We start from the raw sequence: 16,874 nt of genomic DNA, 5'->3' as shown, positions 1-16,874 counted from the left end.
CTGGGGCAGCCGGGCGAACAGAATCTAGGGCAGCCGGGCGAACAGACGGGTTCCGCTGAGCGCCAGCAGCAGCCCGGCGGTGACGATGGCCGCGACACCGCCGAGGTAGGCGACGATCGTGCCGAGCGTTCCGACACTGTCAAACAGGCTGCTGTTCAGTACCAGAGTGGCGATGAAGGCCACGGCAGAGAGCCCGCCACAGCCGATCGACAGCCAACGAATGCCGCGAATAGTCGACTGACGCAGTCCAGTGAACGTCCGGCGCGGGGCTGCTGGTTGGGCGAGAGCCGCAGCATCCGCTCGCGGTACGACGCCCACGCGCGGCCAGGCCAGCACGGCTCCGGCGAGGCATCCCCACAGGGCGACCCAGAGCAGGGCGGCGATCACGTCGCTCGGTCGATGCCACTGGTTGGCGAGCGTCGCTACGCCGGCCAGCACGGCGAAGGCGGTTCCCCAGCCGGCGACCATCGGGCGCATCCGCGGGCTCGCGACCAGGAACACGACGAGAGCGGATGCCGCCGCCACAGTGGTATGCCCGGATGGGAATGAGTTTCCGGCGTAGCCCTGGACCGCCAGGTCAGGGCGGGCCAGAATTCCATATTTCAGCAGTTGAGCCGAGGCCGTCGCCGCTCCGCCAGCGACGAGCGCGACGATCAGGTTGCGCCAGTTGCGGCGCACGAGCGCGATGACCGCGGTCAGTACCACTCCAAACGCCACGGCGACATCCGGCACCGAGTCGAGCACTCGGCCGGTGAACGGTGTGATGCTCCGTCGGCCGAATTCGGCGCCGTCATAGGCGAGCTGGTCGGCCTCCTGGCCGGCGTGGCTGCGCACAAAGAACAGGTAGAGACCGATAAAGGCGACCGTGGTCAGCGCGGCTCCGGCGAGGTACCCGAGCGATCCCTGTCGGAGGGAGCTGAGACTTGACCGGTTGCGCACGGTCAAGCATGCCACAGCGTTTCTGGGAGGCACAGCGTTTCGGGGAGCTACTGCGATGCTGGGAGCCCGCACCTCGCCGCGACCAGGCGAGAGAGCTCCTTGCCCATTTACCCCAAGGGACGCACGATTGATGCGTGGCGTACACCCGTTGTTCAAGAACTTCTGATCGAATAGGCTCAATCATCGTGACGGCATGCCCGCAGAGCACGCCCGCGACAAACGAATGGACGCTCCGTGAGCATTCGAACGGCTGAGTACCCCCGGCCGGACCACTTCTTGTTACACCTGAGCGACACCCACCTGCTGGCGGGGGGTTCGAAGCTCTATGGCAGCGTCAACGGTGAAGCGCATCTGGCCGAACTCTTCGCCGAGGTTGAGGCCTCCGGCGCCCGCCCCCAAGCCATCGTCTTCACCGGCGATCTCGCCGACAAGGGTGAGCCGGGCGCCTACGAGCTCCTGCGCGAGATCGTCGAACCCGCGGCGGCCCGGCTCGGCGCCCGCGTCATCTGGGTGATGGGCAATCACGACAACCGTTCGGCGTTCCGCGCCGAACTGCTCGATCAACTGCCGAGCGAAGCTCCCGTTGACCGGTCGTACGACCTCAATGGTCTGCGTCTGATTACGCTCGACACCTCGGTGCCAGGCCACCACCACGGCGCGGTGTCCGACCAGCAGTTGCTCTGGCTCGCCGACGAATTGCGTGTGCCGGCACCGGACGGCACGATTCTGGCCATGCACCACCCACCGATCCCGAGCGTGCTCGACCTCGCCACCGCGGTGGAACTGCGCGATCAGGACCGTCTGGCCGCGGTCCTGAGCGGCACGGACGTGCGTAGCATCATCGCCGGACACCTGCACTACTCGTCAATGGCGGTGTTCGCCGGCATTCCTGTGTCGGTGTCGTCGGCGACCTGCTACACGCAGGACCTCAACGTTCCCGTCGGAGGGACCCTCGGTCGTGACGGCGCCCGCGCGTTCAACCTCGTGCACGTCTACCCGGGCACCGTGCTGCACTCCGTGGTGCCGCTCGGCCACTATCCGACGCTCGACTATGTCGATGCCGCCGAAAGCGCGCGTCGACTGCGCGCTTCCGGCGTCGAGATCAAGCCGTCGGAAACTCTGCCTGCATTGCGCGAGCCGCCAATGACCAGGCCGATCCCGGTTCTGCACTAGTTGCGACACTGGTCCGTTCCCACGGCGCCACGATCGGAAAGTACAGCTCCAAAAACTCGGTGACCGCACCGCGGCGCACCTCGGTCGAAATCTCCGGGTGACTGCCGTCGTTCAGGCAGAACATGTCCTGGTCGCGACGCTTGCGCAGGTGATTCATCTGCCGCAGGGCGATGCGCAGGGTCGTCTCGATGTATAGCGAGTGCGCCTGTGTCTGCGCGACCGCACGACCGGTCATCAAGGCGTAGTAGTGGTAGAGCGAATTGGTGACCGAGATGTCGGTCGCCGAACGAAAACGACTCGCCGCGGTGCGACTGAAGTCCTCGGGAAACTCCCGCTCCAGTTCCAGCAGCACGCTCCGACGCATCGGTGCCGGCGTGTGCTCCAGGTGCCGGGTGGTGACCTTGCCGAATCGACCGCGCAGCAGCGCCCGGTTCACGCGGGCGGCGTTCTCGAAACCGCTGCGGGTCGGGTCGTTCTCGCCGAGACCGATACGAGTGGATGCCTCCACAAACTTGGTCACTCCGCCCGGCGAGAAGAACAGCTCGGGACCGACAGGACGGCCGAAGAACATGTCGTCGTTGGAGTAGAGAAAATGCTCCGCCAGCCCGGGAATGTGGTGCAGCTGGCTTTCTACGGCGTGCGAATTGTGAATGGGCAGCACACTCGTGTCCACGAAGAAGTCTTCGCTGCGCATGATGGTCACGCGGGGGTGTTCGGCGAGCCACTCGGGCGCGGGCGAGTCGGTGGCGATGAAGATGCGTCGAATCCACGGGGCGAACATGTACACGCTGCGTAGCGCGTACTTGAGCTCGTCGATCTGCCGAAAACGGGCGTCGGAATCGTCGCCTTCGCCGACAACGTAGGCCTTCATACGCTTGGCACGTTCCCGCTGAAACTCGTCGCTCGAGCCGTCGACCCAGCTGAACACGAGATCGATGTCGAAGGAGACGTCGCTGGCCAGGTCATCAAACATGTTCTGCAGGGTCAGCCAGGTGCGCCCGTACAGGTCGATCGTGGTCTCGCGGGCTTCGGAGCGCGGCAGCCGGGTGCGCATGAGGGCATTTTCGACCGGGGCGATGATTTCGTCTTCGCCGAACCGCCACAGCTCAAATTGGAACGCGGTCTGGGCGCCGTAGCGCAGGCGACCGATCGGTTCGATGCGCGGCCGGTAGACCCGAAAAACGGAAGACTTGCGCAGCGCCGTGAGCGCGCCGTCGGCGAGCAGAAACGGCTGGCTCACGTTGCCGTCCAAGGGCTTGGCGTAGAAGGGCTCGTTGGCGAACGCCGTGGCGAGAACCTTGGTTATTTCCTTGCGCCGTTTGCGGTCCACGGCGATGACTGGACGGTTGTGGTCGCCGCGCACGAGCACAAAGTCGACGCCGGCGTTGGTGAGGGCGTCGTACACTGCGACGAGGTCTTTCACCATGGACTCGTGCGGCGTGTAGTGACCATTGATGAGGGCAATCTCGCCCTTCCGCACGACAAGGTCGTCGCGGTCAAACCGGCGGGTGCGGGCATCCGGTGTGATCAACACCAACTCGGGCTCACCGCTGAGCGACAGGGTCGGGATCAAACCGGTGTTGGTCGGGGGTTCCGGCTCGCTCGAGTCGTAACCCACAGAGTCGGGGCGAAAGGCGTCGGTGCCAAAGATATCGCCACCGAACGTATCGGAGTGACCCCGGTCGGAAACATCCGCTTGTGCGTCCGGAATATCGCGTGTCGCCATGGTCCTCCTTGAAAAAGTGGAGCACTCAATCGCGGGCCGGCCAGGGCTGAACCCGAGGAGTGCGGCCGACTGCGTCGGCGTGGATGCTTCAGTGTGTTTCGCAGCGACGATCTTGTCGAGAAGTGACGAAGTTCTCAATGGGCGACTGGCGTTCGGTGAAACGCCGTGGGCGCTCGTAGTCAGTCTACGTCCCGATGTCGGTAATTTGCTGCGCCCACTGATCGACCGGTCGGCGCCGGCGAAACGAATGCTGCGGCATCCGTTTCTCGGCCCGATTGTTGCTGTTCAGCGGCAATCTCGCTCAAGAACGCAGCGGCGACAGTTCTGCCGGGTCGGTGATCGGCAATCGGCAGACGAAGTCACGGCAGAGGTAGGCCGTGGGCTGGCCGCTCGGTGCGGTGCGTGCCGCGAACAGGTCGAATCCGGCGGCGGCGAACGCCCCGGCCTGGGATTCTGAAACGGATGCGACGACTCCCGCCGGGTGGCGTCGGGCCAGGTCCTGCAGGGTGACGGGGTACGCGGTGGCGACCGGTGGGGTTGACGGGCCGGGCCGGTCGGGCGAGACGATCACGAGCTGCTCGATCGGGCCCCCCAGCTCATCGAACAGGCGCAGGGCAGCGCCAAACGCGAGCGGACGGTCGGGCGCGAGGGCGGAGACCGGACCGAGGCCGGCCTGCGCCGCCCGCCGATAACGGTCGTCGCCGGTGAGGAAGTGCAGCAACAGGGCAGCGTCGGCCGTGGCGGACAGTCCGGACGGATAGGCGCCCTCGGAGGGGTCGACGGCGCTGACCAGGCCCTGCGCGGTGAGCACCGGATCTGCGCCGTGCGGCGGGCGGAAGGCGGGTGCCGCGGTCGTGGCGGCGGATAGAGCCGGGCCGGCGACGTCACCCCGGGGCGTTGCCGCCGGCACGAGGGTCGGCGCGACGGGCCGGTCGGTGGTGCCCGACAGTGTGCTCTCGAGCAGGTGACGAGCCTGGATGGCGTAGGTCACGTCGCCGGTGACGAGTGCGAGTTCGAGGAGACCCCGTGAGTACATGCCATAGTCCTCCAGCGTGGCTTTCGCGTTGGAGGTGCGGCCGCCGGAGGCAGGTCCGTCAACCGACGCGCGGACGAGGGTGCCGTCGGCGCGCTCGTGGTGCTCGCGCAGATAGTTTGCTGCGCGGCGGGCGGCGTCAACGAGGTGGGGCTGGTTGAAGGCGAAGCCGGCTCGGGCGAGAGCCTGGATCGCGAGACCGTTCCAGCCGGTCAGCACCTTCTCGTCGAGAGCCGGCGGGGCCTGCCGGAGGCGGTCGTTCTGTTCGAGTGCGTAGTAGCCGCCCTCGACTCGTTGGCCGTCGACGGTGCTCTCGGAGTCCTGGGCGCTCGCGAACCCGCCGCCCGGCAGTTGCATCACGTCGCAGAGAAAGCGGGCGATTCCCTCTGCGACGTGGCGAGCCCAGGCCGCTCCGGTGAGCATCCAGGCGCGCGTGTACAGGCTGAGCAGCTGGGCGTTGTCGTAGAGCATGCGTTCGTAGTGCGGGTCGCTCCAGTTGCGGTTGACCGCGTAGCGAAAGAAGCCGCCCTCGATCGGGTCCCGCAGCGGTGATGCGCCCATGAGCTTGAGGGTGCGCAGGGCGAGGGTCGGTCCGTCGTCGCTCTGCCCGCCGGCGGCCTTGGCGCTGCGGGCGTTCCCGTCCCCGTGTCGCAGCAGAGAACCGTGTCCGAGCAGAAAGGAGAGTGCCGGGGCCACCGGAAACTTCGGCGCGCCGCCGAAGCCGCCAAACCGGGCGTCCTCATACCCGACCAGTTCGGCGACAGCGCGGTCGAGCGCATCGGCGCCGGGCTGCGCACCAGTCGCGGAGCCTGCGGCGCCAGGCGCTGCCCCCGCGGCGAGGTCGCGCGCCGACTCGCTGAGCATTTCAGCCACCCGCGCGGCGCCGGCCGTCACCTCGGCGCGGCGGCTGAGCCAGGCCGTCGTCACCGCGGTCAGAACATCACGAAACGATGGATGCCCCGCCAGAGCGACCGGCGGAAAGTACGTTCCCGCGTGAAACGCCTGCCCGTCGGGCGTGACGAACACGTTGAGCGGCCAGCCGAGTCCGTCGGTGAAGGCACTCGCAGCGGCGAGGTAGCTCGCGTCGACATCGGGGTGCTCCTCGCGGTCAACCTTGATACTGACGAAGTGGGCGTTGAGATACTCGGCGATTGCCGGGTCGCTAAAACTTTCCCGGGCCATGACATGGCACCAGTGGCAGGTCGAATACCCGATCGACACAAGCACGGGCACATCCCGCTCGTGTGCTTCAACGAACGCATCCTCGCCCCAGCCGAACCAGTCGACCGGATTGTCGGCGTGGCTTCGCAAGTAGGGGCTGATGGCGTCGGCAAGTCGGTTGGGCATGCTCCATTGTGCTGCCAAACTGCAGGGAGGGGCGAGCGGAACCTGCCGCTAGACAGCGCCGAAAAGTGCGTCCTGCCGGCGTTGTACTCGCACCCAGACCAGGAATCCAACGAGGGTGAAGGCTCCATAGAACAGGTAGAGCACGGCGGAGGCATAGTAGCCGGCGCTGATCAGCAGGGGCACACCGACCACGTCGACGGCCACCCAGACCAGCCAGAATTCGGTCCAGCCCTTGGCCATGCCATAGGTGGCGAGCAGGGAACCGGTGAAGATCCAGGCATCCGCCCAGACCGGTTCGAACGAGCCAAGAGCGCGAAAGATGGGCGTGAGTACGAGGGTGCCGGCGACCAGGCCCAGAACGAGCAGGATACGGGTGCGGTTGCCGGCCCAGTGTGGCGCGACGGCGATGTGCACCGTTGAGTCGCGGCTGCGCTGCCATCGCACCCAGCCGAAAACCGACACGACGATGAACATGATCTGACGGCCGGCCTGGCCGAGCAGGTTGACCGGGTTGGGTGTGCCGAACACAGCACCCAGAAACACCGTGAACAGCAGCGCGTTACCGACGATCCCCACCGGCCATGCCCAGATCTTACGGCGCATGCCACCGACCGCGCTCGCAATACCGAAGGCGTTGCCGACGACCTCGCGCGTGCCCGCGCCTTATCAAACGCCGCGCATTCCAATGTACGCCGGTGCCCGGAAAAAAAGTGGCTCCGACAGACGGGCAGTCTGCGGGGCCACTCGATACAAGCGGATGCTGCGGGCTAGTTCACCTCGTTGGGGTGGGCCGAGACCCGTCCGGAGCGCTCGAGCGCGGAGATCATGGTGACCTCGGTGTGAGTGAGTTCGAAGTCGAACACGTTGAAGTTCTCCGCCATGCGCTCCACCCGGTTCGACTTGGGGAACACAATGTTGCCGACCTCCAGATGCCAGCGAATGACGATCTGCGCGGGCGACTTGCCGTGCGTGTCGGCAGCATCCGCGATCACCTGCTCCTCGAACAAGGGATACTTACCCTGGCCGAGGGGACCCCAGGCCTCGATGTCAATGCCGTTTTCGCGGGCAAACGCTGCGACCTCGGGCTGCTGGTGCGCCGGGTGCAGCTCGATCTGGTTGACAGCGGGAACGATGCTCGTCTCGTGCAGCAGGCGGTCGAGGTGCGGCACCAGAAAGTTGGAGACTCCGATGGAGCGGGTGCGGCCGGACTCCTGAATCTTTTCGAGGGCCCTCCAGCTCTCGACGAACTTGTCATTCGCCGGGGCCGGCCAGTGGATCAGGTAGAGGTCAACATAGTCGAGGCCGAGCTTCTCGAGGCTCTCCTCGAACGCGTCGAAGGCGCTCTCGGTGCCCTGACGGTCGTTCCAGAGCTTGGTCGTGATGAACAGCTCGGAGCGGTCGATGCCCGAGGCGGCAAGCGCCGTGCCCACGCCCTCTTCGTTGCCGTAGATGGCGGCGGTGTCGATGTGGCGGTAGCCGACCGAGAGCGCGTCGGACACGATGCGGGTGGTTTCATCGGGTTCGACCTTGAACACGCCGAAACCGAGCTGCGGAATCGTGTGGCCGTCGTTGAGGGTGATGGTGGGTACAGATTTCGTCATGCACCAACCCTATTAGCCCGATTCTCGGCTTACCTCCCCCCGCACTCAATGTTCACTGACCGCGAAAACGCCAACGCCCCCAGCAGGCCAGCAGGCCAGCAGGCCAGCTGCGCGTGCTTTCACGGCACGGATGAGGGCGAAGTAACATTGACACTTCATGGAAACGCTGAATATCACCTTCCCGCCCGAACTGCCGGTCAGCCAGCGTCGGGACGACATCGCCCGCGCCATCCGCGACAACCAGGTCGTCATCGTCGCCGGATCGACCGGGTCGGGCAAGACCACCCAGTTGCCCAAGATCTGTCTCGAACTCGGCCGCAAGAACATCGGCCACACCCAGCCACGCCGGCTCGCCGCGCGCACCATTGCCGAGCGCATCGCCGAGGAACTCGGCCAGGAGGTCGGCCAACTGGTCGGCTACCAGGTGCGATTCACCGACAAGGTCGGCACTGACACCCGCATTAAGTTGATGACCGACGGCATCCTCTTGAATGAGATTCACCGCGATCGCATGCTGCGCAAATACGACACGATCATCATCGACGAGGCGCACGAGCGCAGCCTCAACATTGACTTTCTGCTCGGCTACCTGCGGCAGTTGCTGCCCAAGCGCCCCGATCTCAAGCTCATCATCACCTCGGCCACCATCGACCCGGCCAGTTTTGCAAAGCACTTTGCGGCCGCCGACGGCACCCCGGCACCGGTCGTCGAGGTGTCCGGACGCACCTATCCGGTCGAGATTCGCTACCGACCGCTCGTGGCCGAGCCCGGCATCGACGACGATGACGACACCACGGATGCCGCTCCCCCGGTCGACCGCGACTACATCGAGGGCATCACCGCGGCTCTCGACGAGCTCGAACGAGAATCGAACGGCGACGTGCTCGTCTTTCTCTCCGGCGAGACCGAGATTCGCGACGCCGCCGACGCGCTGCAGGGCAAGTACGCCTCCTCGGCCAGCCGCAACCCGACCGAAGTGCTGCCGCTCTACGGCCGCCTGTCATCGGCCGACCAGCACCGGGTGTTCCAGCCATCGACCGTGGCGGGGGTCAAACGGCGCATCGTGCTCGCGACCAACGTCGCCGAGACCAGCCTGACGGTGCCGGGCATCCGCTACGTCATCGACGCGGGAACCGCGCGCATCAGCCGGTACAGCGTGCGCTCCAAGGTGCAACGACTGCCGATCGAAGCGATCTCGCAGGCCTCGGGCAACCAGCGCAGTGGCCGCAGTGGGCGAACCAGCGACGGTATCGCAATTCGGTTGTATTCCGAAGAAGACTATATGCGCCGACCGGAGTATACCGAGCCGGAGATTCTGCGCACCAACCTCGCCGCCGTCATTCTGCAGATGATCTCGCTCGGCCTCGGCGACATCGCCTCGTTCCCGTTTCTGACCCCACCGGACTCCCGCAACATCAAGGACGGCCTCGACCTGCTCGCCGAACTCGGCGCCATCGAGGCTGAGGGCGCCGGGCGTACCAGGAGCGGGCGCGGCGCGGCGCGTGCCAGCAACACCGCAACGGATATCGCCACGCCGGCCACCGCAACTGGCCCGGCCACCCCGCGCCTCACCCGCATCGGCCAACAGCTCGCGCAGCTGCCGATCGACCCGCGCTTTGGCCGCATGGTGATCGAGTCTAAGACGCAGGGCACGAGCCGAGAAGTCATGGCGATCGTCGCCGGGCTCACCATTCAGGATCCACGGGAACGCCCGCTGGAACGTCGCGCCCAGGCCGACCAGTTTCACGCCCGGTTCGCCGACCCCACGAGCGACTTTCTCACCCTGCTCAACCTCTGGAACTACCTCGAAAAACAGCAGTCCGAACTGGGCTCGAGTGCCTTTCGGCGACTGTGCAAGAACGAGTACCTCAACTACCTGCGGGTGCGCGAATGGCACGACGTGCTACGCCAGTTGCGCCAGCTCGCCAAGCCGCTCGGCCTGCACCTCGGTGAGCCGAGCGCGAACCCCGACGGCGTGCACCGGTCGCTGCTCGCCGGGCTGCTCTCACACATCGGGCTCAAAGACGTCGCCAAGAAGGACTACGTCGGTGCCCGCCAGCAACGCTTCGTGCTGTTTCCCGGGTCGACCCTGGCCAAGAAACAGCCCAACGCGGTCATGAGCGCCGAACTGGTCGAGACCAGCCGACTGTTCGCACGCATGAACGCGGTCGTCGACCCGGCCTGGGCCGAACCGCTCGCCGGCACCCTGTGCAAGCGAAGCTACTCCGAACCGCACTGGGAAATGAAGCAGGGCGCCGCCGTCGTCTACGAACGCGTGACCCTCTACGGTGTGCCGATCGTGGCCCGCCGCCGAGTGCAGTTCTCCCGCATCGACCCGGCCTATGCCCGCGAGCTCTTCATTCGCCACGCGCTCGTCGAGGGCGAGTGGGACCGCGCCTCAAGACCGCAATCGTCCCCGGTTGAGCGGGAAGCAGATCGTGGCGGCCCTGGCCCGTCACGCAACGAGCGCGTCAGCATCTCCGTCGACGGCGACACCGCCTCGGGCGGGCGCGGTTCCGGCCGATCGGACGGCGCACCGGCCGGCGGCAGCAGCGCGAGCCGCGGCGGTCGGCCTGGCCAGACGGGCGACCCCGGCATGTGGGCGTTTGAGCGGGCCAACGCCCGGCTGCGGGAGGAACTCGCCGAGTTGGAGGAGCGCACCCGGCGCCGGGACATCCTCTTCGATGATGAGGCTGTCTTCGACTTCTACCAGCGCCGCATTCCGGCCGACGTGTCATCGACCAAGAGCTTCGAGGGCTGGTGGCGCACGGCCCGGTTCGACACGCCCGACCTGCTCACCATGACCGCCGAGGCGCTCGTCGCCGAGGACTCCCCCGAGATCGACGAGGGGCTCTTTCCGCCGAGCTGGCAGCAGGGCGACCAGCGTCTGAGCCTCGGCTACCGCTTCGAGCCCGGCGAAGACGACGACGGCGTGACCGTGCGGATTCCGCTCGCTCTGCTCGCCCGCCTCTCGCCGAACGGTTTCGACTGGCAGGTGCCGGGCCTGAGAGCCGAGCTCGTGACCGCCATGATCAAATCGCTACCCAAGAGCATCCGGCGCAACGTCGTTCCCGCGGCCGACTGGGCAGCACGACTGCTCGACGAACTGCCCGGCGAGCCCGGCATTGTCGTGTCTCGACACGCTCGACAACTTGATCAGGTGCCGGCACCCGAGGCCTCGTTCGCCGAGACCCTCGCCGCCCTCATTCAGAAGCTCACCTATGTGCCGGTGACGGCGCTCGATTTCGAGCTCGGCCGCGTTCCCTCACACCTGCGCATGACCTTCGTCGTAACCGACGAGCGCGGGCGCACGGTTGCCGCTGACAAGGACCTCGCCGACCTGCAGCGACGGCTCGGCACTCGGGTGCGGGAGAGCGTCGCGAAGGCGACCAACTCCGCGACGCCCAGCAATGCAATCGAGCGCAGCGGCATCACTACCTGGGATCTCGGCGAACTCCCCCGCTTTCTCGACACGAAATTAGGCGGTACCGCGCAGGGCGACAACACGATTCGCGGGTATCCGACGCTGGTCGATGATGGGGCATCCGTTTCCATTCGCATGATGAGCACCGAGCTGGAGCAGGCCCGCGCGCTACCCCGCGGCGTGCGTCGGCTGCTGCTGCTCGCGACACCATCACCAGCCGCGTATGTGCAGCAGCACCTCACCGCTGCCGAGAAACTCAGCCTCGCGACGAGCCCCTACAAGACCACGCAGGCTCTGTTCGAAGACTGCCTCGCCGCCGCGGTCGACGACGTGCTCTTTCGGGTACGCCCCGACGGGCAGGTGTTCATGAAAGCGGAATTTGACACCATTCGCGACCGGGTGTCTGGGGTGGTGATGGACTCCATGTTCGAAACCGTTGGCCTGGTCGCGCGCATTCTCACCGCGAGCCGCACCGCTGACAAGGCATTGAAGGCCGCGACCAGTATGGCGTTGCTACCCGGAATCAGCGACGCCCGCCAACAGCTCACCGCACTGGTCTACCCCGGATTCGTCAGCGCCACCGGACTCGCCCAGCTGCGGCACCTGCCGCGCTACCTCGGCGGCGTCAGCGCGCGCGTGCCGAAACTGGTCGACAATCCCAGCCGCGACCGAGTCTGGATGAATGAAACCCAGGCCGCCACCACCCGGTTCGAGAATGCCGGTGGCACCATGCCACTCCAAGCGGATGCTGCGGCGCCCGTCGTGCGCGCCCGCTGGATGATCGAGGAGTTGCGTATCAGCCTGTTCGCGCAGGAGCTGAAGGCGGCGGAGTCGGTCTCGCTGCAGCGCATCCAGAAGGTGCTCGCCGGGTAGGTCACGCGCCTGGGCCCACCTTATGCACGTGGGCCCGGGTCCGGTGCAGGTCAGAGAACCTTGGAGAGGAAGGCCTGGGTGCGGTGGTGCTGGGGGTTGGCGAGCACCTCGGTGGGTACGCCGCTCTCGACGACGACGCCGCCGTCCATGAAGACGAGCGAGTCGGCGACCTCGCGAGCGAAGCCCATCTCGTGGGTAACGACGATCATGGTCATGCCGTCGCGGGCCAGGCCCTGCATGACATCCAGTACCTCGCCGACGAGCTCGGGGTCGAGCGCACTCGTGGGCTCGTCGAACAGCATGAGCTTGGGTTCCATCGCCAGGGCGCGCGCGATCGCGACCCGCTGCTGCTGGCCGCCGGAGAGATGAGCCGGGTAGTAGTCGGCACGTTCGGCGAGGCCGACCCGGGCGAGCAGGGCGCGAGCGTTGGCTTCGACCCCGGCCTTGGAGAGACCCTTGACCCGGATGGGCGCTTCCATCACGTTCTGTAGCGCGGTCATGTGCGGAAACAGGTTGAAGCGCTGAAACACCATGCCGATGTCACGGCGCTGCCGAGCGGCCTCTTTCGGTCGCATCTCGTAGAGCTTGTGGTTGGCCTCGCGGTAGCCGATCAGCTCACCGTCGACGCTGAGGCGCCCGGCCGACACAACCTCGAGGTGGTTGATGCAGCGCAGAAAAGTGGACTTGCCGGAGCCGCTGGGCCCCACCAGGCACATGACCTCGCCGCGCTTGACCTCGAGCGAGATGCTCTTGAGCACCTCGTTGGAGCCGAAACTCTTGGAAACGCGGTCGGCGACCACCATGGGGGCGTCGATAACTGTACTCATCAGCGTTCTCCCTTGTGTGGGTCGGTAGGCGGTAGCACGGCAGTGGGTTGACCGCCGCGGATTACCGGGGTGACGCCCGTCAGTGCGGCGGTGGCGTCATCCGCTTTCTTGTCGGGACGACGGTCACCGATGCCGCGGGCGAACCGTTTCTCCAGAAAGTACTGGCCGACCATGAGAATGGAGGTGAAGAACAGGTACCAGATCGACGCGACGATGAGCATCGGCACCGTCTCGAAAGTGACGGCGGCGATATCGCGGGAGCGCGTGTACAGCTCGAGCGTGAACGGAACAGCCGTTACGAGTGACGTCGTCTTGAGCATCGAGATGACCTCGTTGCCCGCCGGCGGAATGATCACCCGCATCGACTGGGGAATGACCACGCGCACCATCGTCTGGAACCAACTCATGCCGAGCGCCGTCGCGGCCTCTTCCTGCCCGCTGTCCACCGCGAGTAGGCCGGCGCGCACGATTTCTGCCATGTAAGCGGCCTCGTTGAGGGCCAATCCGACGATCGCGAGAATGAACGCGCTCAGCGCCACCCGGGTCGGAAACGACACCCACGGTTCGGTGAACGGCAGCCCGATGTCGATGGACTGGTAGATCGTGCCGATCAGCCCCCAGAAGGTCAGTTGAACGTAGACCGGGGTACCACGAAACACCCAGAGGTAGACCCAGGCGATGCTGTTGACCACCGGGTTCGGTGACAGTCGCATGATGGCCAGGGCGACACCGAGAATGATCGCGATGACCATCGAATACACCGTGAGCTGCAGGGTGACAAATGCCGCCTGTGAGATGCGCTGGTCGAACAGGTACTTGCCAACCGCCGGCCAGTTGTAGGCCGGCCGCATCGCCGCGTCAGCGATGAACAGCGCCACGATGATGAGCAACACGACCGCGAAGGTGTTACGCCACGGGTGGCGCAGGCGGATCGCCTTGATTCCGGGCTCCGTCTTGTCGGAGTGCACGGCCGTGTCAGTCATGATGTGAGTCGCTTACTTCTAGCCGTTGGATGCGGCGTTGATGGTGATGGTGTCGATGCCACCGTCGGTGACACCCCAGGCGTCGAGGATCTTGCCGTAGGAACCGTCGTCAACCATGGACTGCAGGGCAGCCTGCACGGCCTTGGTCAGTTCCGAACCCTTGTTCACGGTGATGCCGTACGGCGCCGTGTCGAAGCTCTCACCGGCGGCCTGCAGCTTGCCGTCAGCCTTGGAGATGGCGTAGAGGGTAACGGGTGAGTCGGCGCTGAGGGCATCAGCCTTGCCGAGAACGACCGCATTGGTCGCTTCATCCTGCGAGCCGTAGGGCAAAACCTCGATGGGCGCCTTGCCGGCGGCAGCGCAGGCCGCGTTCTTGGCGGGCAGCTCATCGGTGTCTTCGACCGTGTTGGACTGCACGGCGACAGTCAGGCCACAGGCGTTGTCGGGGTCGACGGTGGATCCGGTCGGCGAAGCCCAGAGAATTCCGGCGTTGTAGTAGTTGACGAAGTCCACCTGCTTCTCGCGCTCGAGGTTGTCGGTGAACGACGATTCGCCGATGTCGACGGTGCCGCCGGTGATGCTCGGAATGATGTTGTCGAACGACGCGATCTGGTATTTGGTCGTCAGGCCGAGTTTTGCGGCGATGCCGTTGGAGAGTTCGATGCCCCAGCCGATCGGTGCCCCCGACTCGTCCTTGAACTCGTTCGGCGGGTAGGCGGCGTCGGTTCCGATGACGAGCACACCCGCGCTCTTGATGTCTCCCGGCAGCAACGCGACCGCGGCGGCATCCGCTTCGATGGTGCTCGCGGCGTCCGTCGGCGCCGTGGCGGCCGGGGTGGAGTTGTCGACACAGCCGGTCAGCAGCAGAACGGCTGCGGCAGCGAATGCCGGAATGATATAACGTGCGCGCATGGCACTTCCTTCTTCATCTGGGCGAAAATGCGCGGATTCTACGGTGAACCCACACGCGAGTAAGACCTAACGAGCCTAGTGCAACCGCAGCACGACAGATTCGAGCACGCACCCCCACAACAAAAAGTTGTTTTGACGAGCGGATGCTGCAGATCTATCGTCGAGAGGTGCCCACCGCCAGCCCGAACATTTTGTACACGTCACCGACCGACCCGCTCGCAGCCCCGATGGTGGCCGAGCTGTCACGGGAGTACGACGAGCGCTACGGCCTGAACAACGGAATTCCGTCGTCGGTCGAGCTCAGCCGATATCCGTCCAGGCGCTTTCAGCCGGTCGACGGCGGCACCTTTCTGCTGCTCGTGGAGAACGGCCGTGCCGTTGCCGCCGGCGCATTCATGCGAGCCGACGCTCCGGACACGGTCGAGGTCAAACGGGTCTGGACCCACTCGGCGCACCGCCGCCGGGGGCTGGCCCGCCAGGTGATGGTCGAGTTGGAGGCCGAGGCGGCGCGGCGGGCCATCCCGTCGATTGTGCTGACCACCGGGCCGCGCCAGCCAGAGGCGGTCGCGCTGTACGTCGCGCTCGGCTACGAGCCGCAATTCGACCTCGATGCCGAGTGGGAATCGATCGGCTACCTCGAATTTCGCAAGCGACTCCCGTCGTCCGACGACGAGCGGCCGTAGGTACCGGCCTGGGATAGTCGGCACGGGCCCCTCTCCGGCCCGCAGGGGTCGCGTCGTCTCCCCCGGTTTTCGGCGCGCCCGACCCTAGACTGAAATCATTGTGAAAAGTTACTGGACGCTACTGCGCACGCCCGGCGTGTCCCGCCTGATCGGCGCGCAGCTGACGGCCCGTTTTCCGTTCGGAATGCTCTCGCTCGCTTTTCTCATTCACATTGAGCGCATCTTTGATTCCTATGGCGCGGCCGGGCTGGTCCTCGGTGCCATGAGCATCGGTCAGGCCATCGCCGGCCCGCTCACCAGCCGGCTGATGGGCCGACTCGGCATGCGCCCCGTAATCATCGCGACCATGTTGATCTGCGCGGTCTCGATCATCGTCATGGCGCTGGTTTCACTGCCGATTCCGAGCCTCATGCTCATCGGATTCGTCGCCGGCCTGTCCACGCCGCCGATTCAGCCGGCCGTGCGCACCATCTACCCCAAGATCGTCAACTCCCGCCAGCTCACCCCGCTGTTCTCGCTCGACGCCTCCGCGCAGGAGATTATCTGGGTGCTCGGACCCGTGATCGCGACCTTTGTCGCCCTGCAGGTATCGACGACCGCGGGCATCCTGCTCGCCGCATTCTTTCTGGTCGCCGGCGGAACCTGGTTCGTCTCGCTGCCCGAAGTCGGCCGGGTGCGCATTCCGCGCAGTCGCCGCAAGCTCGGCGTCGTGCTCAAGAAGCCCGAGGTGCTGCTCAGTACCATCGTCGGATTTACGCTCGTCGCTGCCTGCGCCGCCGTCGAAGCCGGTGTGGTCGCGGTGTTCGGCCACGGCAGCGCCGACGCCGGCTGGGTGCTCGGAATTTTCGCGATCGGCTCGCTCATCGGCGGGCTGGCGCTCGGCCACGCTCCGATCGGACCGTGGGCCCTCGCAGCCCGTATGCTCATCGTGACGATCGGGCTCGCCCTGGCGAGCCTGTGGCTCACCTTCTGGTGGCTCTCGCTGGCCTTGTTGCTGGCGGGTGTCGGCATCGCTCCCGCCTTCGCTGTGCTCTTCGGCATCGTCTCGGCGAGCGTGAAGTTCAGCGACACCGCCGAGGCCTACGGCTGGGTCGGCACCGGCCAGCTGATCGGCGCCGCCATGGGCTCCGCCATCGCCGGGTTCTCGATCGACCACTCCGGGCCAGTGTCGGCGATCTACGTCGCCGCCGGCTTCGCCGCCCTCGGCTCCATCATTCCCGCGCTCGGTCGCCGCTGGCACCCCGACCTGCGCGGACGGGACATCAGCCCCATTCCCGACACCGAGCCCATTCAGATACAGGTGTCCTGAGCACCTTCACTTCGCCGAACCGTGAGTTTGGGCCCGGTTTCGAG

Annotated in this window: 11 protein-coding genes and 1 pseudogene; 4 read left to right on the top strand and 8 right to left on the bottom strand. The window is 65.9% G+C overall.

From position 1 onward, the window contains the following. Nucleotides 1-24 precede the first annotated feature (24 nt). Nucleotides 25-954, bottom strand: a complete 930-nt coding sequence (locus IWX77_RS06350; protein WP_196843668.1) for a phosphatase PAP2 family protein — start codon at nucleotides 952-954, stop codon at nucleotides 25-27. Nucleotides 955-1,173: 219 nt separating this feature from the next. On the opposite strand from IWX77_RS06350, the gene IWX77_RS06345 reads away from it, so the two are divergent. Next, nucleotides 1,174-2,112, top strand: coding sequence for a phosphodiesterase (locus IWX77_RS06345; protein ID WP_196843667.1), 939 nt, complete (start codon nucleotides 1,174-1,176; stop codon nucleotides 2,110-2,112). Here IWX77_RS06345 and IWX77_RS06340 read toward each other — a convergent pair. From IWX77_RS06340 to IWX77_RS06325, 4 genes and pseudogenes are all read right to left on the bottom strand, one after another. Continuing rightward, the gene (locus tag IWX77_RS06340; RefSeq protein WP_196843666.1) at nucleotides 2,042-3,838 is read right to left on the bottom strand and encodes a stealth family protein; all 1,797 of its coding nucleotides are present in this window, start codon (nucleotides 3,836-3,838) and stop codon (nucleotides 2,042-2,044) included. The two genes, IWX77_RS06345 and IWX77_RS06340, sit on opposite strands and share 71 nt — an antisense overlap. A 301-nt stretch (nucleotides 3,839-4,139) precedes the next feature. Continuing rightward, nucleotides 4,140-6,218, bottom strand: coding sequence for a thioredoxin domain-containing protein (locus IWX77_RS06335; protein ID WP_196843665.1), 2,079 nt, complete (start codon nucleotides 6,216-6,218; stop codon nucleotides 4,140-4,142). Nucleotides 6,219-6,266: 48 nt separating this feature from the next. Further along, nucleotides 6,267-6,869: pseudogene (pnuC, locus tag IWX77_RS06330) on the bottom strand (nicotinamide riboside transporter PnuC); the annotation flags it as partial. A gap of 116 nt (nucleotides 6,870-6,985) precedes the next feature. Further along, on the bottom strand, nucleotides 6,986-7,819 hold the full coding sequence (locus tag IWX77_RS06325; RefSeq protein WP_196843664.1) for an aldo/keto reductase: 834 nt from the start codon (nucleotides 7,817-7,819) through the stop codon (nucleotides 6,986-6,988). 157 nt (nucleotides 7,820-7,976) lie between these two features. Here IWX77_RS06325 and hrpA point away from each other — a divergent pair, with 157 nt between their 5' ends. Continuing rightward, nucleotides 7,977-12,116 carry an ATP-dependent RNA helicase HrpA gene (gene hrpA, locus IWX77_RS17010; RefSeq protein ID WP_327012084.1) on the top strand — a complete coding sequence of 1,380 codons (4,140 nt, stop codon included), beginning with the start codon at nucleotides 7,977-7,979 and terminating at the stop codon, nucleotides 12,114-12,116. A 50-nt stretch (nucleotides 12,117-12,166) separates the two neighbouring features. On the opposite strand, the gene IWX77_RS06310 is transcribed toward hrpA, so the two are convergent. From IWX77_RS06310 to IWX77_RS06300, 3 genes are read right to left on the bottom strand one after another with little or no spacing between them, the layout of a single operon-like run. Then, entirely contained in the window at nucleotides 12,167-12,919 is a 753-nt protein-coding gene (locus IWX77_RS06310) for an amino acid ABC transporter ATP-binding protein (RefSeq protein ID WP_158252828.1), read from the bottom strand. Nucleotides 12,920-12,942: 23 nt separating this feature from the next. Then, nucleotides 12,943-13,926, bottom strand: coding sequence for an amino acid ABC transporter permease (locus IWX77_RS06305; protein WP_196843663.1), 984 nt, complete (start codon nucleotides 13,924-13,926; stop codon nucleotides 12,943-12,945). An 18-nt stretch (nucleotides 13,927-13,944) separates the two neighbouring features. Next, complete coding sequence (locus IWX77_RS06300; protein WP_196843662.1) at nucleotides 13,945-14,838, bottom strand: ABC transporter substrate-binding protein; 894 nt, start codon at nucleotides 14,836-14,838, stop codon at nucleotides 13,945-13,947. Between the two features lie 167 nt (nucleotides 14,839-15,005). Here IWX77_RS06300 and IWX77_RS06295 point away from each other — a divergent pair, with 167 nt between their 5' ends. Together IWX77_RS06295 and IWX77_RS06290 are read left to right on the top strand one after the other, a co-directional pair. Further along, nucleotides 15,006-15,521 carry a GNAT family N-acetyltransferase gene (locus IWX77_RS06295; protein WP_334353652.1) on the top strand — a complete coding sequence of 172 codons (516 nt, stop codon included), beginning with the start codon at nucleotides 15,006-15,008 and terminating at the stop codon, nucleotides 15,519-15,521. Nucleotides 15,522-15,621: 100 nt separating this feature from the next. Then, complete coding sequence (locus IWX77_RS06290; RefSeq protein WP_196843660.1) at nucleotides 15,622-16,830, top strand: MFS transporter; 1,209 nt, start codon at nucleotides 15,622-15,624, stop codon at nucleotides 16,828-16,830. The last annotated feature ends 44 nt before the right edge of the window (nucleotides 16,831-16,874 follow it).

It is taken from the genome of Cryobacterium sp. CAN_C2 (assembly GCF_015751745.1).
Lineage (GTDB): Bacteria > Actinomycetota > Actinomycetes > Actinomycetales > Microbacteriaceae > Cryobacterium.
This window is presented reverse-complemented; position numbering and strand designations above follow the sequence as displayed.